Genomic DNA, 24,236 nt, shown 5'->3' with positions numbered 1-24,236 from the left:
ATGCGCCACACCTTCTTCTGCATCGACGGCCACACCGCCGGCAATCCGGTCCGCCTCGTCGCAGGCGGTGCGCCGTTGCTCAAGGGGGCGTCGATGTCGGAGCGGCGGCAGGATTTCCTGGCGCGGTTCGACTGGATCCGTACCGGGCTCTGCTTCGAACCGCGCGGCCACGACATGATGTCGGGCGGCTTCCTGTATCCACCGACGCGCGACGATACCGATATCGGCATCCTGTTCATCGAGACGAGTGGGTGCCTGCCGATGTGCGGGCACGGCACGATCGGGATGGTGACGTTCGGGCTCGAACACGGGCTGATCCAGCCGGCGATACCAGGCCGGCTGCGGATCGAAGTCCCCGCCGGCATCATCGACGTCGCGTATGAGACGTCGGGGGCGAAGGTGACGTCGGTACGGATCACCAACGTCCCCGCCTACGTCGCGGCGCGCGGGATCGGCATCGATGTCGAGGGCATCGGTCCGCTCAGCATCGATGTCGCATATGGCGGCAATTATTATGCGATCGTCGAGCCGCAGGGGCGCTATACCGGCCTCGACGCGCTGGGTGCGGCCGAGATCGTCGCGCTCAGCGGTCGTGTCCGCGAGGCGGTCCGGGCGGTGTTCGAACCGGTCCATCCCCTCGACCCGACGATCCGCGGCGTCAGCCATGTCCTGTGGGCAGACGTACCGCGCAGCGACGGCGCGGATGGCCGTAACGCCGTGTTCTACGGCGACAAGGCGATCGACCGCAGCCCGTGCGGTACCGGAACGTCGGCACGGCTAGCACATCTGGCGGACGGTGGCCGGCTGTCCGTCGGCGACCGGTTCGTCCACGAAAGCTATATCGGCAGCCGCTTCATCGGGCGCGTCGAAGCCGAAACCACGCTCGGCGATACCGCGGCGATCATCCCGTCGATCGAAGGATCGGCCGTCGCGACCGGATTCAACACGATCTGGATCGATCGCGAGGATCCGTTCTGGGAAGGTTTCCAAGTTTCATGACACTTCGGCTATGCCGGTGCGGTATTCCCGTTTCCGGAGCCGTCCCGTCATGAGTATCGTCGTCCGCACCTTGTCCGAACAGGTGTTCGAGATCGTCCGCGAGCAGATCGTCACCGGCAAGCTCGCAGGCCATACCGCGATCCGTCAGGACGCGCTCGCGACCGAACTCGGCGTCAGCAAGATTCCGTTGCGCGAGGCACTCGCCCGGCTCGAGCAGGAAGGCCTTCTCACCAGCCACGCGAACCGTGGCTATGCGGTCCAGCCGATGTCGGCGGACGAGGCGGACGACATCTTCGCCCTTCGTCTCAGCATCGAGCCGCAGGCCGCCGCCTTTGCCTCGACCGTCGCAAACGACGAGGATCGCGCGATCGCGACGCTCGCGTTCGAGGAACTCGACAGCGCGGCGAGCGAACGGCTCGCGGAGGTCGCGATCCGCAATCGGATTTTCCATACCGCGCTGGTTCGGCCAGGGCGCCGGTTGCTGACGACGCAGATGGTGGAGCGGCTCGCGATCCTCGCCGAACGGTATGTCGTCGCGCATCTGCGGCCCGCGGGGCGCGAGGACCGCGCGCATCTCGAGCATCGGCAGCTGCTCGACGCGTGGCTGGCACGCGACGACGTTCGCATGCTGACGCTGCTGACGAGCCACATTCAATCGACGCTCACCGATCTGCGCATGCAGTTCGACACAGCGCGCGAATAACGATCATATCTTCCGGGGATGGGTAATGTTTGGACCGCGTAAATCGATCGAATCGTCTGCCCATAGCCAGGAACACAGTCTCGCCAAGACGCTGAGTTGGCCGCATCTGATCGCGCTCGGCGTCGGCGCCATCGTCGGCACCGGCATCTATACGCTGGTCGGCGTAGGAGCCGAGCGCGCGGGGCCGGGGGTCATCCTCGCGTTCGTGATCTGCGGCGTGATCTGCGCGTGTGCAGCGCTCGCCTACACCGAACTCGCGACGCTGATCCCGGCGGCGGGCAGTGCCTACACCTTCAGCTACACGGCGCTAGGCGAGGGCATCGCCTGGGTGGTCGGCTGGAGCCTGATCCTCGAATATTCACTGGCCTGTTCGACGGTCGCGGTCGGCTGGTCGGGCTATCTGGTTGGCTGGATCGAGGCGATCGGGATACATCTACCGCACGCGTTGCTGGTCGGCCCGCACGGTGGCGGTATCGTCAACATGCCGGCGGTGCTGGTGTCGCTCGCGGTGATGGGAATGCTGATCCTCGGCACGCGGCAGAGCGCGACGCTGAACATCGTGCTGGTCGTCATCAAGCTGGTCGCGTTGACCATCTTCGTCATCTACGCCGCGCCCGCGTTCAAGGCCGACAACCTGCATCCGTTCATGCCTTATGGCTTCGTCTCGACCGATATCGGCGGGCATCAGCGCGGCGTGATGGCGGCGGCGGCGATCGTATTCTTCGCGTTCTACGGCTTCGATGCGGTCGCGACCTCGGCGGAGGAAACCAAGAACCCGAAGCGCGACCTGACGATCGGGATCGTCGGCTCGATGCTGGTCTGCACGGTGATCTACATGGCGGTGGCGATCAGCGCGATCGGCGCGCTGCCGTTCACGCAACTCGCCAATTCGCCCGAGCCGCTGGCGCTGGTCCTGCGCCAGCTGAGCCAGCCGTTCGCCGCACAGCTGATCGCGCTGGCGGCGGTGATCGCGTTGCCGTCGGTGATCCTGGTGATGATGTACGGCCAGAGCCGGATCTTCTTCGTGATGGCGCGCGACGGCCTGCTGCCGCGCGGTCTCGCCAAGGTGAGCAAGCGGACCGGCTCGCCGACGCTGATCACGTTGCTGACCGGCCTGTCCATCGCTGCGGTCGCGGGGTTCTTCCGGCTCGACGAGATCGCCGAGCTCGCCAATGCGGGCACGCTGATCGCATTCATCTCGGTCGGCGTGTGCCTGATGGTCCTGCGCCGCACCGCGCCGGACCGGCCGCGGCTGTTCCGTTGCCCGGCCGCGTACGTCGTCGGTACCGTCACCGTACTCGGTTGCCTGTACCTGCTCGCGAGCCTGCCGGTCTCGACGCTCGCGCGCTTCGTGATTTGGAATGCCGCCGGGCTGGCGTTGTACTTTGCATACGGCCGCCGCAACAGCGCTGCCTGACCCCGGCAGCAGCCAGCCCGACGCCGCGCCTGCATCAGCTTCGGCGTAACGCCGCCGGGCAGGCAGGTGTTTCCGCCGCGCCCCGGTCGACGGCCCATCCGGGTCCGATCGCTATCGATTTTCGGGGACGCGCGGGGCGGGCTTTGGAAAGCCATGCCCATCGCCACGGGGCGTGGATTTTCGTTACGCATCCGTGTTGCAGCTCTGCAACATATTTGTAATGTTTTGCTACCCGGATTGAAAAACCGACAGGAAAGGTGTCCTTCCGACCCATAGTAAACGCTTAGGTTCAGAGGGTTCTTTAGTATGGTTGGCATCTCGATCCGGAAGTCCGGGTTGTTCGTTACGGCGTCCACGGTCGCGTTCGTACTGGCCTCGGCGGTTCCAGCCGCAGCGCAGACGGCAACGCCCGTAGACGCGCAGACGCAGGTTCCGGGCACCGATACCGCTGCCCCGGTTGGCTCCGATACGACGACTGGCGCGGTAGCGCAGACGGTTGCACCAGACGCGAATGCGGGGGGCGAGATCGTCGTGACCGGTTCGCGTATCGCGCGCCCGACGCTCAATTCGCCGATCCCGGTGACGACGGTGACCCAGGCCGATCTGACGCGGACTGGCGCGATCGTCATTGGCGACGTGCTCAACGACCTGCCGTCGCTGCGCTCGACCTACAGCCAGGCGAACTCGACGCAGTTCATCGGCACCGCCGGCATCAACCTGCTCGATCTGCGCGGCCTTGGGCCATCGCGTACGCTCGTGCTCGTCAACGGCCGCCGCCACATCACGGGTTCGACCGGCGAGTTCCTCGTCGATACCAACACCATCCCGACCGATCTGATCGACCGCGTCGACATCGTCACCGGCGGCAGCTCGGCGGTCTATGGTTCGGACGCGATGGCTGGCGTCGTCAACTTCGTGCTGAAGCGCAATTTCGACGGCGTGTCGCTCAACGGCCAGAGCGGGATCGCCGACAACGGCAATCGCGGCACGTACCGGTTGTCGGGCACGTTCGGCAAGAATTTCGCCGAGGGTCGTGGCAACATCGCGCTCGGCCTTGAGTATAATCAGGCCGACCTGCTTACCTATGCCGACCGCCCCGAACTGACGGGCATCTACGCCGGTCGCAGTCAGTTCCAGCGCGTCGCGACCAACGCGTCGGGCCAGCCGCAGCGCACGTTCCTGAACGGGATTCGCAGCTTCGGCTATGACAATGGCGGCAACTTCATTCCCTACGCCGATGGTAACTTACTCGGTTGCAACGACGTCGCGGGAGCCTGTCGCGCGAACGGCGCGCCACGCGTATTCGGCTTCAGTCCGACCGGCGCGTTGTCCGAATATAATTACGGAACGGACCTGCGGCCCGTCGGTAACAACAGCAATCAGAACGGCAGCGGCGCTACCTTGCGCGACAAGGGTACGCTGAACCCTTCGTTAAAGCGTTACGTCGCGAATTTGATCGGCCATTACGACGTGTCGGACGCGTTCAAGCCATTTTTCGAGGCGAAGTTCGTTCGTGTCGAGAGCTTCGCGCAGGCGACGGGCACGTTCAACCAGGGCGGAACGCAGGGCGCCGATGCCGAAGGTGAGACGTATCTCGCCGGTGGTATCCCGATCGCCTTCGACAACGCGTTCCTCAATCCTCAGGCTGCGGCGACGATCCGCTCGTTGATGCCCGCCGGTTCCGAGTATTTCCGTCTTAACCGCAACAATTCCGACCTGGGGACGCGCGACGAGGCGGATCGCCGTGATACGTATCGGATCGTTGTCGGTGCCGAGGGCAACTTCAACGACGATTGGAAGTACGACTTCTCGGTGAACTATGGCGAATTCCGCACGAATTCGAAGTTCTACAACAACCAGTTCCAGTCGCGCTTCTACAACGCCATCGATTCGGTCCGTAACGGTGCGGGCCAGATCGTGTGCCGCATCAACCAGGCGACTGTCGTGGATCCGTCGTGCGCACCGCTCGATATCCTGGGTGAAGGGCGCGCCAGCCAGGCTGCACTGAACTACATCAACACGACCTCGACCAGCCGCGGCAAGGCGACCGAATTCGATGTGACGGGCAACATCGTCGGCGACAGCTCGCAGCTGTTCGAACTGCCGGGCGGTCCTGTCCGGTTCGCGGTCGGCGGCGAGTATCGTCGCGAGACTGCGTTCTCGGCCTATGACGACACGATCAAGGGCGGCGACACGTTCTTCAACGTCATCCCCGACTTCCGTCCGCCGGCGTTTGCCGTGAAGGAAGCGTATGGCGAGCTGGAAATTCCCCTGCTCAAGGATATCAGCTTCGCCAAGGAGCTGACGGTCAATGCGGCGGGTCGCGTTGCCGACTACAAGGGCTCCACGGGAACCGTCTACGCGTACAATTTCGGCGGGATCTACGCGCCGATCAACGACATCAAGTTCCGCGTGAACTATTCCCGATCGGTCCGGGCGCCCACCCTCGGCGATCTGTACGCCTCGAACAGCCAGGATTTCGCGCAGCTCGAGGATCCGTGCGACGTCAACTTCATCAACACCGGCCGATCGACGCGGGCGGCGAACTGCGCGGCAGCGGGTGTCCCCACGAGCTTCGTCAACAGCGTGGCACGCGCAGGCTCCACCGAGATCCTGTCGGGCGGCAACCCCAGTCTGCAGGCCGAGAAGTCGCGGAGCTGGACCTATGGCGCGATCTTCCAGCCGAGCTTCCTCCCGGGCTTTGCGCTCACGGTCGATTACTATGATATCAAGATCAACAAGGTCATCCAGGCGGTCGACGCACAGACCATCCTGGATGCGTGCTACGACGCTCCGACGCTTGGCAACAGCTTCTGCAGCCTGATCAATCCGCGCCAGGCCAACGGTCTGTTCGCACGACCAGCCCTGTTGCAGAGCACGGTCAACTTCGCTGCGCTGAAGGCGAAGGGCATCGATTTCGACGCGAGCTACAACCGCCGGTTCGGTGCGGACACCAAGGCGGCGGTCCGTGTCGTCGGTACGTGGGTCCGCGACCGGACCGACTTCCCGTATCTCGACGAGCCAGGCCGGCCTGATCGGGTCAAGGGCGAGCTCGGCGATCCGGTCTGGAACGTCAACGCATCGGTCGACCTGACGCACAAGAACTTCACGCTCGGCTATCAGGTCCGCTACATCGGTCGTCAGTCGATCACCGACTGGGAAGCGCAGCACGATACGAACGGCGTTCCGGCGCTCAACCCGAACTATGCCGACGTCGTGTACTTCCCCAAGGTGTTCTACCACGCGGTTCGCGCATCGGTCGACGTCGACAAGCGTTTCACGCTGTACGGTGGCGTCGACAATCTGACCGACAAGAAGCCGCCTTACGGCCTGCTCGGCAACGGCGACGGCGATGCGATCTACGACAACATCGGTCGTGCGATGTACATCGGGGCTTCGGTGAAGCTCTAAGCTTCGCAGGCGTTACGAAGGACACACTCGCTACGAGGCGGGGCTGGTAACCACCGGTCCCGCCTTTTCGTATGTTGAAGGTTTTCGGATCGGATGGCTTCCCCGTGAGGTTCGATCTGTCCTAGACGAGGATCATGACCTTGCTTCGCACCCCGTCGTCTCCGCGATGATCACGCTCGGCTTCGGCGTCGTGATGCTGGCGGGCGCGCTTCTGCTGGCGTTTGTCGTGGCGGGTGGTGCGCTGCTGTTCCTGGGGCTGCGTGCACGGGCGTCGGCGGCGGAGACCGTCGAGACCAATACGGAAATGCAGGCGCTGCTCGACGGTTCGCCCGCGCTCGTCACGGTGATCCGTTCGGGTGGGCGGATCGAGATGTCGCAGCGGATGGCGGACTGGCTTGGCCTGGATACGCCGCCTCGATCGCTGGCCGAGCTGGCGGCGGGCGGGACGGGACTCTCTCCCGAAGACGCCGCGCGGCTGATTGCCGACATCACCGCGGCGCAGCGGTCGGGGGGGCCGTTCGTTCGTTCGGTCAGGCTGATCGGGTCGACGCGGGCGATCACGTTTCGCGGCGGCCGCGCGCCGGGCGAGATGGGTGCGGCCGGCGCGGTACTGCTCTGGGCCTTCGATGCGACCGACAGCGAGGCGGAGATTGCGCGGCTCGGCGCCGAGACCGAGCGGCTGGGTGCTGCGTACGAATCGCTGACCGGGCTGATCGAGGCGGCGCCGATGCCGATGTGGTACCGCGCGACCGATCTCCGGCTGGCGATGGTCAATACGGCGTATGTCGATGCGGTCGAGGGGCGCGATGCCGCCGACGTCGTCGCGCGTGGCCTGGAACTGGTCGAGGGATCGGGGCGCGGCGGGCCTTTGGCTGGTGCAGCGGTCGCGCGCGAGCAGGGGCGGCCGCATCGGCAGGTCTTGCCGGCGACGATCGATGGCGCGCGGCGGTCGTTGCAGATCTACGACGTGCCGTTGTCGAGCGGCGGCGTCGCAGGGTTCGCGATCGATATCGAGGAACTGGAGCAGGCGCGCTCCGGGGCGAAACGTTTTGCCGAAGCCCAGCGCGCGATGCTCGATCGGTTGTCGGCAGGCGTGGCGCAGTTCGGCGGCGATCGCTCGCTCGTCTTCTGCAACCAGCCGTTCCGGCGGATGTTCGCGATGCGCAGCGAATGGCTCGCCGATCGCCCCGAGTTCGACCGCGTGCTCGAACGGATGCGCGAGGCGAACCGCCTGCCGGAGGTCCGCGACTTCCCAAGCTGGAAGGCCGAGCGCCGCGACTGGTTCATGCAGACCAGCGGCTCGCCCGGTGGCGGCGCGATGGAGGAGAACTGGCACCTCCGCGGCGGCACGCATCTTCGCGTCGTCGCGCAGCCCTTGCCGGACGGCGGCCTGTTGCTGATCTTCGAGGATCGCACCGAGCAGGTCCAACTCGCCAGCGCGCGCGATACGTTGCTGCGGGTCCGGACGGCGACGTTCGACAACCTGTTCGAGGCGCTTGGCGTGTTCGCCGCAGACGGTCGGTTGCAGCTCTGGAACAACCGGTTCCGCGCGCTCTGGGGCCTGGAGGAGGAGTTCCTCGCCTCGCACCCCCGCGTCGACGCGTTTGCCGAAGCGGCTGGCGCCAAGCTCGCGACGCCCGGCCGCTCGGCGCTGATCCCGGACCTCGTCCGGTCGGCAACGGTCGGGCGCCAGCAGCGCGGTGGGCGCGTGGCGTTCGCCGACGGGCGGCATTTCGAGTTCGCGGGCGTGCCTTTGCCGGACGGGAATGCGCTGTTCACGATGCTCGACATCACCGACAGCCGTCGCGCGGAGCAGGCGTTGCGTGACCGGGCAGACGCGCTCGAGGCGACCGACAAGGTGAAGACCGCGTTCGTCGCCAACATGAGCTATGAACTCCGCACGCCGCTGACCTCGATCAGCGGCTTTGCGGAGATGCTGCATGGTGGGTACGCCGGCGCGCTGACGCCGCAAGCCGAGGGCTATGTCGGGGCGATCCTCGAATCGGTCGAGCGGCTGGGGTTGCTGGTCGACGACGTGCTCGATTTGACTCGCGCGGAGAGCGACCGTGCGGAAACCGATCGCAGCGACGTCGATCTGGCGACCACCGTGCGGGCGGCGGCGGAGACGATCCTGCCATCGGCCAAGCGACGCAAACTCGATTTCGCGATCGAGGTGGCGCGCTCGACGGGCCGCGTAAACGGCAACCCGAAGCGGCTGAAGGAGGTCGTCGAGCATCTGCTGCGGCATGCGGTCGCGGCAACGCCCGATGGCGGGCGCGTGCTGCTGCACACCGACGGCAACGCTACGACCGCGCGGATCGTGGTGTCCGACGACGGGGTCGGGATGGATGCAGAGGCGGTGGCGCATGCGTTCGACCGGTTCGCGGAGTCGAAACCTATGGGGGATCGCGCGCTGGGGCTGGGGTTGCCCTTGGCCAAGCAGTTCGTGGAAGCGCACGGCGGTACGATAGAACTGGTCTCCGAGCCGGGAGCGGGCACGCTGGTCACCGTAGAATTGCCGCGTCGATGAGGGCGTATCTTCTGCTCCCTCTCCCCTCCGGGGAGAGGGTCGGGGTGAGGGGTCGCCAAGCAGCGCATCGCCCGGAACAGCCCCTCACCCAACCCTCTCCCCGAGGGGGAGAGGGCTAATGCACATGATCCGCCTACCCGATCCGCAAGCGACCGAAGCGTTCGGGGCGCTATTGGCCGACCGCGTCCGCCCTGGCGACGTCATCACCCTCGAAGGCACGCTCGGCGCGGGCAAGACCAGCGTCGCCCGCGGCCTCCTCGCCGCACTTGGCCTCGCCGGCGAAGCACCATCGCCCAGCTTCGCGATCGTCCAGCCGTACGAGCCACCCGAAGTCAGCATTCCCGTACTCCATGTCGATCTTTACCGGATCGACGACCCCGCCGAGATCGAGGAACTGGCGCTCGACGATGCGCGCTACGATTCGCTGCTGCTGGTCGAATGGCCCGAGCGCGCAGGCCCGGATTACTGGCCGGATGCGCTTCGGCTCGGCCTGACGATCGAGCCGGACGGCACGCGCGGCTTGACAGTGGGAGTCCCGGAAGCTTGGAGATCGCGATGGCCGACATGACCCCGCCGCCCGGCGCCGCCGCTTTTCTCGACGCTCATGGCTGGGGTGGAGCACAGATCCTCCCGGTCGCCGGCGACGCGTCGTTCCGGCGTTATTTCCGAGCAATCGAAGGTGCGGAAGAGGGTGGGCGCCAAGCGATCCTGATGGACGCGCCGCCGCCGCACGAAGACCCGCGACCGTTCATCGCCATTGCCGAATGGCTGGTCGAGCGCGACTTCGCGGCGCCCGCAATCCTCGCATGTGATCTCGACCAAGGGCTCGTGCTGATCGAGGATTTCGGCGATGTCCGGTTGCGCGAGACCGTCGATGCCACGCCGGAAGAAGAACTGTCGCTGTACGCGCCAGCCATCGATTTGCTGGTGCGGCTACGGGCCGAGCCGGCTGGACCCGTGCCCCCCTACGATCGCGCGGTGCTGAAGCGCGAGGCGGGGCTATTCGTCGGATGGTATTGCCCCGCAGTTGGGATCGAGCCAGATCTCGCGGGCTGGGACGCGGCTTGGGAGGCGGTGTTCGACCACGCCATCGCCGAGACGCCGGTCACGGTTTTGCGCGATTATCATGCCGAAAACCTAATGCTCGTCGGACCGGAGCGATCGCTCGGACTGCTCGATTTTCAGGACGCCTTGGCGGGGCATCCGGCCTATGATCTGGTGTCGCTGTTGCAGGACGCGCGGCGGACGGTCGATCCTACCGTCGAGGCGGCGATGCTCGAGCGATATCGCGCGGCGGCGGACGCGGGAGAAGATTTCATGAACGCGTATCACGTGCTCGGCGCGCAGCGGAATGCGAAGATCCTCGGCATCTTCACGCGGTTGTGGAAGCGCGACGGCAAGCCGCATTACGCGACGATGTGCCCGCGCGTGTGGACGTATCTGGAGCGCGATCTGGCACAGCCGGTGATGGCGCCGGTCGCGGTGTGGTTCGCGGCGAACGTGCCGCCCGCGCTGCGCGGCGATCCGCTGGCCTTGAGCGCGTGAGCCGCCAGCAGACGATCCGCCCTGTCCCTCGTGGAATCGTGCCCGAGACGGCGATGGTGATGGCGGCGGGACTGGGCAAGCGGATGCGCCCGCTGACCGCGACGCGACCCAAGCCGCTGGTGCAGGTCGCAGGGAAACCACTGATCGATCACGTCTTCGAACGCTTGCAGGCGGCAGGGATCAAGCGCGCGGTCGTCAACGTGCATTACCTCGCGGACACGCTGGAGGCGCACGTCACCGACCGATTCGCGGGGATCGACGTGGTGATCTCCGACGAGCGAAAAATGCTGATGGAGACGGGCGGCGGGCTCGTCCAGGCGCGGCATCTGCTCGGCGATGCGCCGGTGCTGGTCGTCAATAGCGACAACCTGTGGATCGACGGGCCGGTCGACGCGATCAGGCTGCTCGCGTCGCGCTGGGACGACGACAAGATGGATGCGCTGCTGCTGATGGTGCCGCTCGCGCGCGCCAACAATCACGGCGGCATGGGCGATTTCTACCTCGGCAGCGACGGGCGGATCGCCGGGCGGCGCAAGCCCGGCCGTGTCGCACCGTTCGCCTATACCGGCATCCAGATTCTCCACCCGCGATTGATCGCCGACTGGCCGGAGGGGCCGTTCTCGACGAACCTCTTCTGGGACCGCGCGATCGCCGCGGGCCGCGCTTATGGTCAGGTCCACCAGGGGCTGTGGTTCGACGTCGGCACGCCGGCCGCGATTCCGAAGACCGAGGCGATCCTTGCGGATGGTTGATCTCGTCGCGACGGATCGCCCGACACTCTACACGATCCCCGCGCACCGCGCGTTTGCGGACGCGCTGGTCGCCGGACTGACCCGGCGGGCGGGGCGCGATCCGCTGGCGCTCGCCCGGGCGCTGGTCGTGCTGCCGAACAACCGCGCGGTGAAGGCGGTGACCGAGGCGTTCGTGCGCGCAAGCGGCGGCGGGCTCGTCCTCCCGCGGCTTGTGGCGTTGGGCGATCCGGAGATGGGCGAGGCGGTCGGCGCCGCACTCGATCCGGCGGACGACATCGATCCGCCGCTACCCGCGGTGCCGCCCTATCAGCGGCGCATGATTCTCGCGCGACTGGTGTCCGAAGAGCGCGCGCGCGAAGGCCATCCGGTCGATGCGGCGGAGGCCGTGCGCCTCGCAGGCGAACTTGCACGGACGCTCGATCAGTTGCTGGTCGAGGAAGTGCCGCCGACCAAATTGCGCGATATCAAGCTTGGCCCCGAACTGACCGAGCATTGGCGGCGCGCGCTGGCAACGTTCGAGATCGTCCTGCAACGCTGGCCGGGTGAACTCGCACGGCTTGAGCGGATCGATGCGGCGACGCGGCGTTCGGCGTTGCTCGACCGGCTCGCCCAGCGCTGGCGGAACGCGCCACCAGCCGGGATCGTCTGCGCGGCGGGCGTGACCGATTCCGCACCTGCGGTCGCGCGCCTGCTCCGCTGCATCGCCGACATGCCGCAGGGCATGGTAGTGTTCGCCGGGCTAGACTTGGCATTGCCAGACGAAGAATGGGACGCGCTCGGCCCGCATGATCCGCATCCGGTCACCGGCCTCACGCGTCGTTCGATCGAGACGCATCCGCAGTTCGATGCCAAGCTGATGCTCCTGCGCATGGGCGTCGCCCGAGGCGAGGTGCAGACTTGGCGCGAGGGCGGCGGGCACGACGCCGACCCCGCGCGCGGTCGGGCGATCGCCAACGCGCTGGCACCCGCGGACTTCACCGGCAAATGGACCCAGATCGCGGCAGAGGATCGCCGCTTGAAAGGCGTCACCGCCGCCGAACTCGCCACCCCGGCGGAGGAGGCCCAAGCGATCGCGCTTGTCCTGCGCGAGGCGCTGGAGGTGCCCGAGCGGACCGCCGCGCTCGTCACACCGGATCGCGCGCTGGCGCGACGAGTGGCAGCGCATCTTGGGCGCTGGAACATCGGGATCGACGACAGCGCGGGGCGGCCCTTGTCGATTCTGCCGCCGGGGACGTTGCTGCTCGCGCTGGCCGAAGCGGCGGCGCAGCGCTTCTCGCCGCTCGCGTTGCTGGCGTTGCTGAAACATCCGCTGGTGCGTGCGGGCGAAGATCGGTTGCTATGGCTCGACGGCGCACGCGCGCTCGACCGGCGGTTGCGCGGGCCTAGGCCGGCGGCGGGGCTCGACGGGATTGCGGGGCATCTGGAAGAGCGCAAGGGCACGGCGGCAACATGGTGGACCGACGTCCAGCCACTGCTGACGCCGCTGGCGAACGCGTTCGATCAGGGGCCGCAGCCCTTGGCGTCGGTGCTCGCCTGCCTGCGCGAGACGGCGCAGACCTTGTGCGGCGACAATCTATGGTCGGGTCTCGCGGGACGCGCGGCGGCGGAGTTCCTAGCCGATCTGGAAGCCGAAGCCCCAGCCGGACCGCCGCGGATCGATCCGCGGGAACTGCCGCAGTTGTTGCGAACGCTGCTCGACGAGGTCGCGGTACGGCCGGCGCCGGGCGGTCACCCCCGGCTCGCGATCTACGGCCTGATCGAAGCGCGGTTGCAGACGGCCGACGTCATGGTGCTCGGCGGGCTGAACGAAGGCGTGTGGCCGGGGCGGCCTGCGCCTGATCCCTGGCTCGCGCCGCGCATCCGCATGGAGCTTGGCCTACCGGGTCTGGAGCGGCGTGTCGGCACCGCGGCTCATGATTTTGCGCAAGCTTTGGGCGCACCTCGCGCGGTCGTCACCCGAGCGCGGCGAGATGCGAAGTCGCCCGCTCTCGCCTCGCGTCTTTGGCTTCGGTTGCAGGCGCTTGCAGGCGACCGGTTCGAGCGGGCATCGGCGTTGGAAGGCTGGACGCGCGCGCTCGACGATCCGGGCGAGCATCTCCCCGCCGACCGTCCCGCGCCGTCGCCGCCAGCGCTGCTGCGTCCGAAGGCGATTTCCGTCACCGAGGTCGATCGCCTCAAGGCCGACCCCTACGCCTTCTACGCACGCCGCGTGCTCGGGCTGATGCCGCTCGATCCGGTCGATGCCGACCCGAGCGCGGCGTGGCGCGGCACCGCGGTGCACGACATCCTCGAGCAATGGTGGAAGCAGGATAACTGCACGGTCGACACGCTGCGGACGCGCGCCAAGGCGATGCTCGACGACGAGCGGACGCATCCGATGATGCGCGCGCTCTGGCAGCCGCGCTTGCTGGAGGCGATCGACTGGATCGCGGGAGCGATAGTCGCGCAGGGCGAGGACGGTCGGACGGTCGCCAGCGCCGAGGGCAAGGGCAAGATCGAGATCGCCGGCGTGACCTTGTCAGGTCGCTACGACCGCATCGACAAGCTGCCTGACGGGCGCCTGGCCGTGATCGACTACAAGACCGGCAAGCCGCCATCGCCGACCGCGGTTCGCGCCGGTTACAGCCTCCAACTCGGGCTACTCGGCCTGATCGCCGAGCGCGGCGGCTTCGAAGACGTGCGCGGCACGGCCGGCGCGTTCGAATATTGGTCGCTTGGCAAGAAGCGCGACGCGTTCGGCTATATCGAGAGCCCGGTCGATCCCGAGGGCAAGCGCGACAAGATCCCGACCGCCGAGTTCACGTCGATCGCCGCGCACAACTTCGCCGAAGTCGTCGGGGAATGGCTGACGGGCAGCGCCGCCTTCACCGCGAAACTCGTCCTCGAATACGCCCCCTATGCCGAGTATGACCAGCTGATGCGACGCGACGAATGGTATGGCCGTGAGCGGTGACGCGCTCGCCACGCTGCCCCGGCTAAGGGGCGCGCAGGCCGATGCGAGCAACCCGGCGTCGCACGTCTGGCTCTCCGCCTCGGCGGGCACCGGCAAGACGCAGGTGTTGGCCGCGCGCGTGTTCCGGCTCCTGTTGCGCGGTGTCGATCCCGGCGCGATCCTGTGCCTGACCTTCACCAAGGCGGGCGCGGCGGAGATGGCGCAGCGCATCAACGGGCGCCTCGCCGCGTGGGTGCGGATGCCCGCGCCGGCGCTGGCGGCGGACCTGATCGCGCTCGGCGAGAGCCCGGTCCAGACGTTGCAGGACCGCGCCCGCACCCTGTTCGCGAAGGTGCTCGATGCGCCGGGCGGGGGCTTGCGTATCCAGACGATCCACGGCTTCTGCCAAGGCTTGCTCGCCGCGTTCCCCGTCGAGGCCGGACTGACGCCAGGCTTCCGCCCGCTGGAAGCACGCGAGGAAGCGGGGCTAGCGCGCGAGGCGCTGGCGTCGATGCTGTCGGATGCCGAGCGCGAGGGACGCGAGCGCCCGGTTGAGATCGTCGGGCGGCTGTCGCTGCGGATGGGCGAGGGCGGGGCGGAGGCTTTCCTGCTCTCCTGTGCGCGTGCGCTGCCGGCGCTTGAAGCACTCCCGGTCGGGATCCAGCCGTGGCTCCGCCGCGAACTTGGGCTTCCATCGGGAGACATCGACGAGGCGATCGCGGAATGGTGCGACGCGCTCGACCTCGACGCGATCGCGCGCATTGCCGCGGCAAATCGCGCCTGGGGGACGGCCACCGGGCAGGCTGCGGCGGCAACCGTGCAGCGGTGGCTCGATTCCGAGGATCGCGCGGCGACCCTGGACGAACTCGCCAGCGTCGTGCTCACCGGCACGGGCACGCAGCGCAAAGCTTCGAAGAAACTGATCGATGCCGAGCCCGACTACGAAGTGCTCGCGCGCGATCTGGGCGAGGCCTGCACCGACGTGCTGTCGATGGTGCAGCGCGCGACCTATTGCGACCTGCTCGCCGACGGGCTCGAGGTCGGGCGCGATTATGCTCGCGGCTATGCGCTGGCCAAGCGCCGCGCGGGGGCAGTCGATTTCGACGACCTGATCGCGACGACGGTGGCGTTGCTCGACCAGCCGGGGATCGGCGAGTGGGTCCGCTACAAGCTCGACCAGGCGACCGAACATCTGCTGATCGACGAGGCGCAGGACACCAACGGGCACCAGTGGCGGATCGTCCGCGCGCTGGCGGACGAGTTCTTCGTCGGCCGCGGCATCTATGCGCCGTCGACTCGCACGCTGTTCACGGTGGGCGATTACAAGCAGGCGATCTTCGGGTTCCAGGGGACCGATCCGCTCAATTTCCAGGCCGCCGAACAATATTTCGGCGGTCGTGCGAGCGAGGCCGAGGGCGACGACGACTGGCCTGAGGAGGAGCGTGGGCTCCCCTTGGCACGACTGTCGCTCCGCCACTCGTTCCGGTCGACGCGGACCGTGCTGGAGTTCGTTGATGCGGCGATCGACGCGATCGGCGAGCCGGGGCTCGGAATCGCGGGCGACGTCGAACGGCACGCCAGCGAGGTCGCCGGGCCGGGCACCGTGACCTTGTGGCCACCGGTGTCGGCGGGCGGCAGCGAGGACGACGAAGAGGGCTGGGTCGACGACGCGGTGCGCAAACTCGCCAGCGATATCGCGCGCGCGGTGAAGGGCTGGCTCGCGCCCGAGACAGGCCTGATGCTGGAGAGCAAGGGGCGGCGGTTGCGGCCCGAGGACGTCATGATCCTGGTCAAGCGACGCGGCGACCTCGCCTCGCTAATCGTCGCGCGGCTCTATGCCGAGGGCGTGCCGGTGGCGGGCGTCGATCGCTTGCGGCTGAACGCGCCGCTTGCGGTGCAGGATCTGCTCGCGACGATCCGCTTCGTGTTGCAGCCGGAGGACGATCTGTCCGTCGCAGCGCTGCTGGTGTCGCCGTTGATCGGCTGGACACAGGACGAATTGATGGCCGCCGCACCGCGCGAGGCGGGGCCGCTCTGGCGCCATCTGCAACGCACGCAACCTGCGACAAGACTGGCGCCGTTGCTGACGATGCTGGCGCGCGCCGATATCGCCACGCCGTACCAGTTCCTGGAGGAACTGCTGTCGGGGCCACTGGACGGTCGCCGCAAACTGATCCGGCGGCTGGGGACCGAGGCGCGAGATCCGATCGAAGAACTGCTCAACGCCGCGCTGACGTTCGAGAGCACGACGACGCCCTCGTTGCAGCGCTTCCTCGACTGGTTCGACCGCGGCGATGTCGAGATCGTCCGCGATCCGTCGGCGCCGCTCGATGCGGTTCGGGTGATGACCGCACACGGCGCCAAGGGGTTGCAGGCGCCGCTGGTGATCCTGGCGGATGCGACGGCCGACCCATCGGCGGCGCCGCGCTCGATCTTGAAATGGGCGCCCGAGCCTGGGGCTGCGCCGATCCCGGTGTTCCGGCCGCGGTCGAGCGAGCGTGGCGGCCCGCTGGATGCGGTCGTGTCGGTCGCCGAGCAGCGCGAGCTGGAGGAGCATTGGCGGCTGTTCTACGTCGCCGCCACGCGCGCCGAAGAGCGGCTGGTGATCGCCGGTGCGCTCGGGCCGCGCGCTAAGGGCGTGCCGCCGGAGAACAGCTGGTACGCTGCGGCCGATCGGGCGCTGACGGCACTCGAGGTGCCGATGGGCGAGGGCGCGCGGACGTTCGCCGGGGTCGAGCCTCAGCCTGCGGTGATCGCCAAGGCTTCGGCATCGGTCGAGAGTGCGGCTAACGCGCAGCTGCCGGCTTGGGCGCATGAACCCGCACCGCAAGAAGCCCGTCCGCCTCGTCCCCTGTCGCCTTCGGCTTTGGGTGACGACGCGGTGTCCGATCCACCGCCGACGCCAGCGATGCGCGTCGCAGCGGAGCGAGGCCGACTGATCCATGCGCTGTTCGAGCGTCTGCCGACGGTTGCTGCTGCCGAGCGCGGGGCGGCAGCGGACCGCTGGCTGGCAAAAGCAGGCGGCGTCGACGATGCCGCAGCACGGTCCGAAATCGTGCAGAGCGTGGTTGCAGTGCTCGACGATCCGCGCTTTGCTGAGCTGTTCGGCGCGGATACGCTCGCCGAGGCACCGATCGCAGCGACCTTGGCGAACGGCCTCGTCGTGTCGGGGACGGTCGATCGCCTGCTGATCGAGGCGGGCCGTATCCGCGTCGTCGACTTCAAGACTGGGCGGCGCGCACCGAGAGGGCTGGACGATGTGCCGGAATTCCATTTGAGGCAGATGGCCGCGTACGCCGAGGCCTTGGGCGTGATCTTTCCGGGGCGGTCGGTCGAGGCGGCATTGCTGTACACCGCAGGGCCGCGGCTGATCGTGCTCGACGACGAGACGCTGGCCGCGAACAAGCCGCACTATCGGCCCGCGGAGCAAAGCTAGCGCCCCGGTGGTTGAGCGCACACGCGAGCGACCTTAGATACGACTCAACCAAGGAGAATTCACGATGGCGACCAAGCAGATCACCGATGCCAGCTTCGATGCGGACGTACTGAACGCCGACGGCCCCGTGCTCGTCGATTTCTGGGCGGAATGGTGCGGCCCGTGCAAGATGATCGGGCCGTCGCTCGAAGAGATTTCGGAAGAGCTCGGCGAGAAGGTGACGATCGCCAAGCTCAACATCGACGAGAACCCCGATGCGCCGGGCAAGTACGGCGTCCGCGGTATCCCGACGATGATCCTGTTCAAGGGCGGCGCGCCGGCGGCAACCAAGGTTGGCGCGGAGCCCAAGGGCCGGCTGAAGGCCTGGCTCGAAGGCGAACTGGCGTAAAATAGACCCTCGCCTACCCGCCCTTACAGGCCCCTCCGTCATCCCAGCGAAAGCTGGGATATCCCGGTTCGAGCCACCCCTCGCTCCAACCGGGATACCCCAGCTTTCGCTGGGGTGACGGCATCGAGGGTTTCAGCTCCGATAGTCGGCGTTGATCGAGATATAGCCATGCGTAAGGTCGCAGGTCCAAACGGTGGCCCGGCCTTCGCCTAGCGCCAGATCGACGCCGATTTCGATCTCATGGCCCTTGAGGTGCGCAGCGACCGGTCCCTCGTCGTAGCCGCTCATCGCCAAGCCGCCTTCGGCAACCTGCGTATTACCGAACCGGATCGACAGCGTGTCGCGATCGGCTGGTTCGCCGGCCTTGCCGACCGCCATGACCACACGCCCCCAGTTTGCATCCTCACCGGCAATCGCGGTCTTCACCAGCGGTGAGTTGGCGATGCTCATCGCGATGCGGTGTGCGCTGCGGTCGCTGTCCGCGCCAGTCACCTGAATTTCGATCAGCTTCTGCGCGCCCTCGCCGTCGCGGACGACGAGCATCGCCATTTGATGGCACAGGTCCGCCAACGCCGCGCGAAATGCATCCGCCCCGACGCTGTCGTCGTCCGTCAGCACCGCATTACCAGCCTTGCCCGTCGCGAACGCCAGCACCGTGTCGCTGGTCGATGTATCGCTGTCGACGGTGATGCACGAGAAGCTCGGCGCATTGGCCTTCGACAACGCGGCTTGCAGGAATTCCGGCTCAACCGTCGCGTCGGTGAAGATGAACCCGAGCATCGTCGCCATGTCCGGCGCGATCATCCCCGAGCCTTTGATGATCCCCACCAGCGTGACCGTGCGATCGCCGATCACCGCGGTCGTCATCGCGCCCTTGGTGAAGGTGTCGGTGGTCATGATCGTCGCGGCGGCGTCTTCCCAGCCGCACGGCGCGGCGGCGAACGCGGCGTCCAACCCGGCTTCCGCCTTGTCGATCGGCAACGGCACGCCGATCACGCCGGTCGAGGACACGAACACGTCCGAAGGCTGGCACCCGAGATGCGCCGCGGTCCGCGCCGCGATCGCCTCGACTGCCGCCCGCCCGCGCGAACCGGTAAAGGCGTTGGAATTGCCCGCATTCACGACAAGCGCTCGCGCCTGACCGAGTGTCAGCGCCGCACGGCACCACTCGACTTCGGGCGAAGGGCATTTGCTCGTTGTCAGCACCCCCGCAACGACCGTCCCCGGCTCCAGCGTCACGAACGTCAGGTCGCACCGATCCCACGCTTTGTACTGCGCACGTGCGACATGCAACGTGACGCCGTCGATCGAAGGGGCGGCGGGGAAGGGCATGGCAAGTGGCGAAATCTGCATGCCGTCTTCATAGTCGCTGCCGTGCGGGCGGCAAGACGACGCGCGCGAAGATCGCCTAGGCGGATGCTGCTCCGCCGCGTCCGTCGGGTGCCCTGTTGAGACGAATGGTAGATTTATCACGCCGGCTCGCATACAGCCGGTTCCGAATGAACCTGCTGCTACTCCTCTCCGCACTCTTGTCCGCGCTGACCGGCGCGGTGCCGGGCGGGCGTGGTCAGTCGGCACAGGCCGTAGCACAGGGCAGCGTCTGCTCGCAGTCGATAGCAGCAACGCCAGCCAAGGTCTTGATAAGGCCCGTATCTGGCCTTCCACCGCTGCTTCAGGTTGCCGTCGCTACCACGCTGCGCACGATAGCCATCGTCGCGCTACCGCTATGGGCGGAGCGCCGCCGCGAATAGCGTCTTGGTGTGACCTTATCGTAACCTTTGGATCCGAGCGATCCGCTTCCGCGTGCGCCCCCTGCGTGCCGCCGCGTCTCAAATTCAGGAAATCAGCCCATGTTCGGTGGCCTCGCCAAATCCTTGTTCGGTTCGTCCAACGACCGCTACGTCAAGTCGCTCAACCCGATCCTCGCCAAGATCGCCTCGTTCGAGCCGTCGCTCCAGGCGATGTCGGACGAGGAACTCTCCGCCCAGACCGTCAAGTTCCGCGCGCGGCTCGCCGGGGGCGAGAAGCTCGACGACCTGCTCCCCGAGGCGTTCGCGACCGTCCGTGAAGCCGCGCACCGCGTGCTCGGCCAGCGCCATTACGACGTCCAGATGGTCGGCGGCATCGTCCTCCACCGCGGCGAGATCGCCGAGATGCGCACCGGCGAGGGCAAGACGCTCGTCGCGACGCTCGCAACCTATCTCAACGCACTCCCCGGCGATGGCGTCCACGTCGTCACCGTCAACGACTACCTCGCCGCGCGCGACGCCGAGTGGATGGGGCAGGTCTATACCTTCCTCGGCATGACGATCGGCGTCATCATCCCGAACCTGTCCGACGAGGAACGCCGCGCCGCTTACGCAGCGGACATCACCTACGGCACCAACAACGAGTTCGGTTTCGACTATCTCCGCGACAACATGAAGTACGAGCGTAGCGCGATGACGCAGCGCGCGTTCAACTTCGCGGTGGTCGACGAGGTCGATTCGGTGCTGATCGACGAGGCGCGCACCCCGCTGATCATCTCGGGCCCGACCGACGACAAGTCCGAGCTGTACATGCAGGTCGACGCGGTCGTGAAGCAGCTCGAGCCTATCGACTACGACAAGGACGAGAAGCAGAAGACCATCATCCTCACCGAGGACGGCACCGAGAAGGTCGAGCGGATGCTCGAGGCCGCCGGGCTGCTCGAGGGGCAGAACCTGTACGACTTCGAGAACACGCAGGTCGTCCACCACCTCAACCAGGCGCTGCGCGCGATCGTGATGTTCAAGTCGGACATCGACTACATCGTCAAGGACGGCAAGGTCATCATCATCGACGAGTTCACCGGTCGCATGATGGACGGCCGGCGTTGGTCGGACGGCCTGCACCAGGCGGTCGAGGCGAAGGAGGGCGTCCAGATCGAGCCCGAGAACCAGACGATGGCCTCGATCACGTTCCAGAACTATTTCCGCATGTACCCCAAGATCGGCGGCATGACCGGCACCGCGGCGACCGAGGCGGCCGAGTTCTACGACATCTACAAGATCAACGTCGTCAGCATCCCGACCAACGTCGAGGTGAAGCGCGTCGACGAGGAAGACGAGTTCTACAAGGACACCAAGGACAAGTTCGCGGCGATCGCCAAGAAGATCAAGCATCACGCGGACCTCGGCCAGCCGGTGCTGGTCGGCACGGTGTCGATCGAGAAGTCCGAGATGCTGAGCGAGTTCCTGGTCGGTGAGAACGTCGATCACAAGGTTCTCAACGCGCGCTTCCACGAGATGGAGGCGCACATCGTCGCACAGGCCGGGCGCAAGTCCGCGGTGACGATCGCGACCAACATGGCGGGCCGCGGCACCGACATCAAACTCGGCGGTAACCTCGAATTCCGCATGCTCGACGAGCATCCCGAGCTGGTCGAGGGTACGCCCGAATATGACGAGGCAGCGGCGCGGATTACGATCGAGATCGAGGCCGAAAAGCAGGCGGTGCTCGCCGCGGGCGGCTTGTTCGTGCTCGGCACCGAGCGGCACGAGAGCCGGCGTATCGACAACCAGCTGCGCGGGCGTTCGGGTCGTCAGGGCGATCCCGGCCTGTCGCGTTTCTATCTCAGCCTCGACGACGATCTGCTGCGCATTTTCGGGCCGGACACGCTTTTCGCCAAGATGATGCGCAACAACATCGAGGACGGCGAGGCGATCGGCAGCAAGTGGTTGAGCAAGGCGATCGAGACCGCGCAGAAGAAGGTCGAGGCGCGCAACTACGACATCCGCAAGCAGGTCGTCGAGTACGATGACGTGATGAACGAGCAGCGCAAGGTCATCTACGAGCAGCGCGCGGACATCATGGATGCCGATACGGTCGGCGACGTGGTGACCGACATGCGCGCGGAGACGGTCAACGTAATCGTCGGCGACGCGTGCCCGCCCAACTCGTATCCCGAGCAGTGGGACGTTGCCGGGATGAAGACGCGGCTCGCCGAGGTGATGAACCTCGAGCCGCAGATCGATGCCTGGTTGCTGGAGGAGTCGGTCGACCCCGAGGTGATCGAGGAGCGTGTCCGCGCGATGGCGGACGAGGCGATCGCGCAGAAGTCCGCCGATCTCGATGCGGAGACCTGGACGTCGGTCGAGAAGTCGATCCTGTTGCAGAACCTCGACCATCACTGGAAGGAGCATCTCGCGACGCTCGACGCGCTGCGTCAGGTCGTCCATCTGCGTGCGTACGCGCAGAAGACGCCGATCAACGAGTATAAGCAGGAGGCGTTCTCGCTGTTCCAGCGGATGCTCGAGACGATCCGCGAGGACGTGACCAAGACGATCGCGCACGCGCAGTTCCAGATGCAGGCGCCGGTCGGGCTGCCTGAGCTGCCGGACTTCATCACGACGCATTTCGACCCGTTTACGGGCGAGGACGATTCGAACGATTTCGATGCGGGGACGCGTGGTCACATCACGTCGACGATGCCGCCGTTGCATATCCCGCAGCCGCAGGAGGCCGATATCGGCGAGGATCCTGCGAACTGGGAAGGCGTGGTCAGCCGTAATGCGCCGTGTCCGTGTGGGTCGGGCCGCAAGTACAAGCAGTGCCACGGGGCTGTTTGAGCGTTCGCGATTGAATCGGTCTCCACCCCGGCGAAAGCCGGGGCCCAGTTGGAAAGGTTGCAGTAACGGTGCGTCCCCGTAGTTAGCGGCGTCCCCCGAACTGGGCCCCGGCCTTCGCCGGGGTGGGGCGGGATGATACGGCCCCTTTCGTTCTCCCGCGAAGGCGGGAGTCTCGGCCATTGGCGGTGGTCTATGGGACTCCTGGCCCCCCGCCTTCGCGGGGGAACGGTTACTCTCGGGGAACGGGACACGGAGCAACGCTCCCGGCCGATCGTTAGGACCCCATGCGCCAAGCCACCACGATCCTAACCATCGACACCACCCGCCAAGGCCTCGTCGACGTTACAGACCAGATCGCCCGCTGGACCCGCGACCAACGCGTGTCGGAGGGCCTGCTTACAGTATTCTGCCGGCACACGTCCGCGTCCCTCCTGATCCAGGAAAACGCTGCGCCCGAAGTGCGAACCGACCTCGAAGCCTATTTCGCCCGCATCGCTCCGGAGTCGCGCGAGTATCTCCACGACGACGAAGGTCCGGACGACATGCCCGCGCACCTCCGCACCGCGCTCACCCAGGTCCAGCTCTCGATCCCCCTGATCGATGGCCGACTCGCGCTCGGCACATGGCAGGGCATCTATCTGTTCGAGCACCGCCGCCGGCCACATCGCCGCACATTGGCGCTGCACTTGATCGGCGTTTAGACGAAACGTGAAAAATGAGTCAGCAAGGTGGCGCATTGGAGCGAACCCGTTCATCAACCGTTCCACCACTGACGGCTATTAAGAGGCGTTTCGCCGCACTCGCCGCGAACGGAGACATACCATGTTCATGAAACCTGGTCGCAAGGTCGCATTGGCAGCGCTCGCAACGGGCGCTCTATTGCTGGCCGGTTGCGCGACCGAGACCACCTATCGGCCGGCGACGGGCCAGGGGTTCAGCCGCACCGGCTATAGCGACCGGCAGGTAGAGCCCGGCCGTTTTCTCGTCAGCTTCGCCGGCAACAGCGTGACGTCGCGTGATACCGTCGAGCGTTACCTGTTCTTCCGCGCTGCCGAACTGACGTTGCAGAACGGCTACGACTATTACCTGATGGCCGATCGTGAAACCAACCTCCAGTCGCGGACCTACTCGACGCCGGGGATCGGTGGCGGGTTCGGGTATGGCGGCTTCGGCGGCTATTGGGGGCCGTCGTGGCGCTATTACGGCCGCGGCTTCGGCTGGCGCAACTGGAGCCCCTATGGCGGCTTTGGCGGTGGTTTCGGCGGCGGCTATGGCGGTTTCGGTGGTGGCCCATGGGGCAATGACTTCGACGTTCGCACGATCGACCGGTACGAGGCGACTGCGGAAATCGTGATGCGCAAGGGCCCGATCCCGCGCGACAACATCCGCGCGTTCGATGCGCGGAAGGTGGTCGACAGCATCGGACCGAGCGTCGTGCTGCCGAAGTAAGCGTTCCCTTCGAGATGCCAAAAAGGCCGGGCTACCTCAGTGGTAGTCCGGCTTTTTCGTGCGCTGCTCCCTCTCCCCTTCGGGG

Annotated in this window: 16 protein-coding genes; 15 read left to right on the top strand and 1 reads right to left on the bottom strand. The window is 66.6% G+C overall.

The annotated features are described in order from the left end of the window. The 11 genes from C8J45_RS06895 (at position 1) to trxA (ending at position 18,113) form a co-directional block, all read left to right on the top strand. Positions 1 to 999 carry a 4-hydroxyproline epimerase gene (locus C8J45_RS06895; protein ID WP_107962525.1) on the top strand — a complete coding sequence of 333 codons (999 nt, stop codon included), beginning with the start codon at positions 1 to 3 and terminating at the stop codon, positions 997 to 999. Between the two features lie 49 nt (positions 1,000 to 1,048). After that, a complete protein-coding gene (locus C8J45_RS06890; protein WP_107962524.1) occupies positions 1,049 to 1,702 on the top strand; it encodes a GntR family transcriptional regulator in 654 nt (217 codons plus the stop codon). Positions 1,703 to 1,727: 25 nt separating this feature from the next. Next, entirely contained in the window at positions 1,728 to 3,119 is a 1,392-nt protein-coding gene (locus C8J45_RS06885) for an amino acid permease (RefSeq protein WP_107962523.1), read from the top strand. Positions 3,120 to 3,425: 306 nt separating this feature from the next. Beyond that, positions 3,426 to 6,530: a TonB-dependent receptor domain-containing protein gene (locus C8J45_RS06880; protein WP_107962522.1), complete on the top strand. Its 3,105-nt coding sequence runs from the start codon at positions 3,426 to 3,428 to the stop codon at positions 6,528 to 6,530. A gap of 166 nt (positions 6,531 to 6,696) precedes the next feature. Further along, positions 6,697 to 9,060, top strand: coding sequence for a PAS domain-containing sensor histidine kinase (locus C8J45_RS06875; protein ID WP_107962521.1), 2,364 nt, complete (start codon positions 6,697 to 6,699; stop codon positions 9,058 to 9,060). A 124-nt stretch (positions 9,061 to 9,184) separates the two neighbouring features. Continuing rightward, positions 9,185 to 9,628, top strand: a complete 444-nt coding sequence (gene tsaE, locus C8J45_RS06870; RefSeq protein WP_258191337.1) for a tRNA (adenosine(37)-N6)-threonylcarbamoyltransferase complex ATPase subunit type 1 TsaE — start codon at positions 9,185 to 9,187, stop codon at positions 9,626 to 9,628. After that, entirely contained in the window at positions 9,625 to 10,605 is a 981-nt protein-coding gene (locus C8J45_RS06865) for an aminoglycoside phosphotransferase family protein (protein ID WP_181321144.1), read from the top strand. Before tsaE ends, C8J45_RS06865 begins: the two co-directional genes overlap by 4 nt. Positions 10,606 to 10,658: 53 nt before the next feature. Further along, entirely contained in the window at positions 10,659 to 11,357 is a 699-nt protein-coding gene (locus C8J45_RS06860) for a nucleotidyltransferase family protein (protein ID WP_107962518.1), read from the top strand. Further along, positions 11,350 to 14,310 (top strand): double-strand break repair protein AddB, encoded by a 2,961-nt coding sequence (gene addB / locus C8J45_RS06855; RefSeq protein ID WP_107962517.1) that lies wholly within the window; start codon positions 11,350 to 11,352, stop codon positions 14,308 to 14,310. Before C8J45_RS06860 ends, addB begins: the two co-directional genes overlap by 8 nt. Then, positions 14,294 to 17,725 (top strand): double-strand break repair helicase AddA, encoded by a 3,432-nt coding sequence (addA, locus tag C8J45_RS06850; protein ID WP_181321136.1) that lies wholly within the window; start codon positions 14,294 to 14,296, stop codon positions 17,723 to 17,725. Before addB ends, addA begins: the two co-directional genes overlap by 17 nt. Before the next feature lie 64 nt (positions 17,726 to 17,789). Next, the gene (trxA, locus tag C8J45_RS06845; protein WP_055877560.1) at positions 17,790 to 18,113 is read left to right on the top strand and encodes a thioredoxin TrxA; all 324 of its coding nucleotides are present in this window, start codon (positions 17,790 to 17,792) and stop codon (positions 18,111 to 18,113) included. A 132-nt stretch (positions 18,114 to 18,245) separates the two neighbouring features. Here trxA and argJ read toward each other — a convergent pair whose 3' ends face one another. Then, positions 18,246 to 19,466, bottom strand: coding sequence for a bifunctional glutamate N-acetyltransferase/amino-acid acetyltransferase ArgJ (gene argJ / locus C8J45_RS06840; protein WP_107962516.1), 1,221 nt, complete (start codon positions 19,464 to 19,466; stop codon positions 18,246 to 18,248). A gap of 146 nt (positions 19,467 to 19,612) precedes the next feature. Between argJ and C8J45_RS06835 the strand changes: the two genes are divergently transcribed. The 4 genes from C8J45_RS06835 (at position 19,613) to C8J45_RS06820 (ending at position 24,151) form a co-directional block, all read left to right on the top strand. Further along, positions 19,613 to 19,864 (top strand): hypothetical protein, encoded by a 252-nt coding sequence (locus tag C8J45_RS06835; protein WP_107962515.1) that lies wholly within the window; start codon positions 19,613 to 19,615, stop codon positions 19,862 to 19,864. Positions 19,865 to 19,963: 99 nt separating this feature from the next. Beyond that, positions 19,964 to 22,702 carry a preprotein translocase subunit SecA gene (secA, locus tag C8J45_RS06830; RefSeq protein ID WP_107962514.1) on the top strand — a complete coding sequence of 913 codons (2,739 nt, stop codon included), beginning with the start codon at positions 19,964 to 19,966 and terminating at the stop codon, positions 22,700 to 22,702. 284 nt (positions 22,703 to 22,986) lie between these two features. Next, the gene (locus C8J45_RS06825) at positions 22,987 to 23,403 is read left to right on the top strand and encodes a secondary thiamine-phosphate synthase enzyme YjbQ (protein WP_107962513.1); all 417 of its coding nucleotides are present in this window, start codon (positions 22,987 to 22,989) and stop codon (positions 23,401 to 23,403) included. Positions 23,404 to 23,530: 127 nt separating this feature from the next. Further along, complete coding sequence (locus C8J45_RS06820) at positions 23,531 to 24,151, top strand: hypothetical protein (protein WP_107962635.1); 621 nt, start codon at positions 23,531 to 23,533, stop codon at positions 24,149 to 24,151. The last annotated feature ends 85 nt before the right edge of the window (positions 24,152 to 24,236 follow it).

Source organism: Sphingomonas sp. PP-CE-3G-477 (genome assembly GCF_003050745.1).
Taxonomy (GTDB): Bacteria; Pseudomonadota; Alphaproteobacteria; order Sphingomonadales; family Sphingomonadaceae; genus Sphingomonas.
The sequence above is the reverse complement of the archived record's forward strand: the minus strand, read 5'-3'. Positions and strand labels throughout refer to the sequence as shown.

Coding starts and splice junctions, on each gene's coding strand:
- argJ (WP_107962516.1), bottom strand. CDS start 19,466: ATGCAGATTTCGCCACTTGCCATGCCCTTCCCCGCCGCCCCTTCGATC.
- C8J45_RS06890 (WP_107962524.1), top strand. CDS start 1,049: ATGAGTATCGTCGTCCGCACCTTGTCCGAACAGGTGTTCGAGATCGTC.
- C8J45_RS06835 (WP_107962515.1), top strand. CDS start 19,613: ATGAACCTGCTGCTACTCCTCTCCGCACTCTTGTCCGCGCTGACCGGC.
- C8J45_RS06820 (WP_107962635.1), top strand. CDS start 23,531: ATGAAACCTGGTCGCAAGGTCGCATTGGCAGCGCTCGCAACGGGCGCT.
- trxA (WP_055877560.1), top strand. CDS start 17,790: ATGGCGACCAAGCAGATCACCGATGCCAGCTTCGATGCGGACGTACTG.
- C8J45_RS06865 (WP_181321144.1), top strand. CDS start 9,625: ATGACCCCGCCGCCCGGCGCCGCCGCTTTTCTCGACGCTCATGGCTGG.
- addA (WP_181321136.1), top strand. CDS start 14,294: ATGGCCGTGAGCGGTGACGCGCTCGCCACGCTGCCCCGGCTAAGGGGC.
- C8J45_RS06880 (WP_107962522.1), top strand. CDS start 3,426: ATGGTTGGCATCTCGATCCGGAAGTCCGGGTTGTTCGTTACGGCGTCC.
- C8J45_RS06860 (WP_107962518.1), top strand. CDS start 10,659: ATGGTGATGGCGGCGGGACTGGGCAAGCGGATGCGCCCGCTGACCGCG.
- tsaE (WP_258191337.1), top strand. CDS start 9,185: ATGATCCGCCTACCCGATCCGCAAGCGACCGAAGCGTTCGGGGCGCTA.
- addB (WP_107962517.1), top strand. CDS start 11,350: ATGGTTGATCTCGTCGCGACGGATCGCCCGACACTCTACACGATCCCC.
- C8J45_RS06825 (WP_107962513.1), top strand. CDS start 22,987: ATGCGCCAAGCCACCACGATCCTAACCATCGACACCACCCGCCAAGGC.
- C8J45_RS06895 (WP_107962525.1), top strand. CDS start 1: ATGCGCCACACCTTCTTCTGCATCGACGGCCACACCGCCGGCAATCCG.
- C8J45_RS06885 (WP_107962523.1), top strand. CDS start 1,728: ATGTTTGGACCGCGTAAATCGATCGAATCGTCTGCCCATAGCCAGGAA.
- C8J45_RS06875 (WP_107962521.1), top strand. CDS start 6,697: ATGATCACGCTCGGCTTCGGCGTCGTGATGCTGGCGGGCGCGCTTCTG.
- secA (WP_107962514.1), top strand. CDS start 19,964: ATGTTCGGTGGCCTCGCCAAATCCTTGTTCGGTTCGTCCAACGACCGC.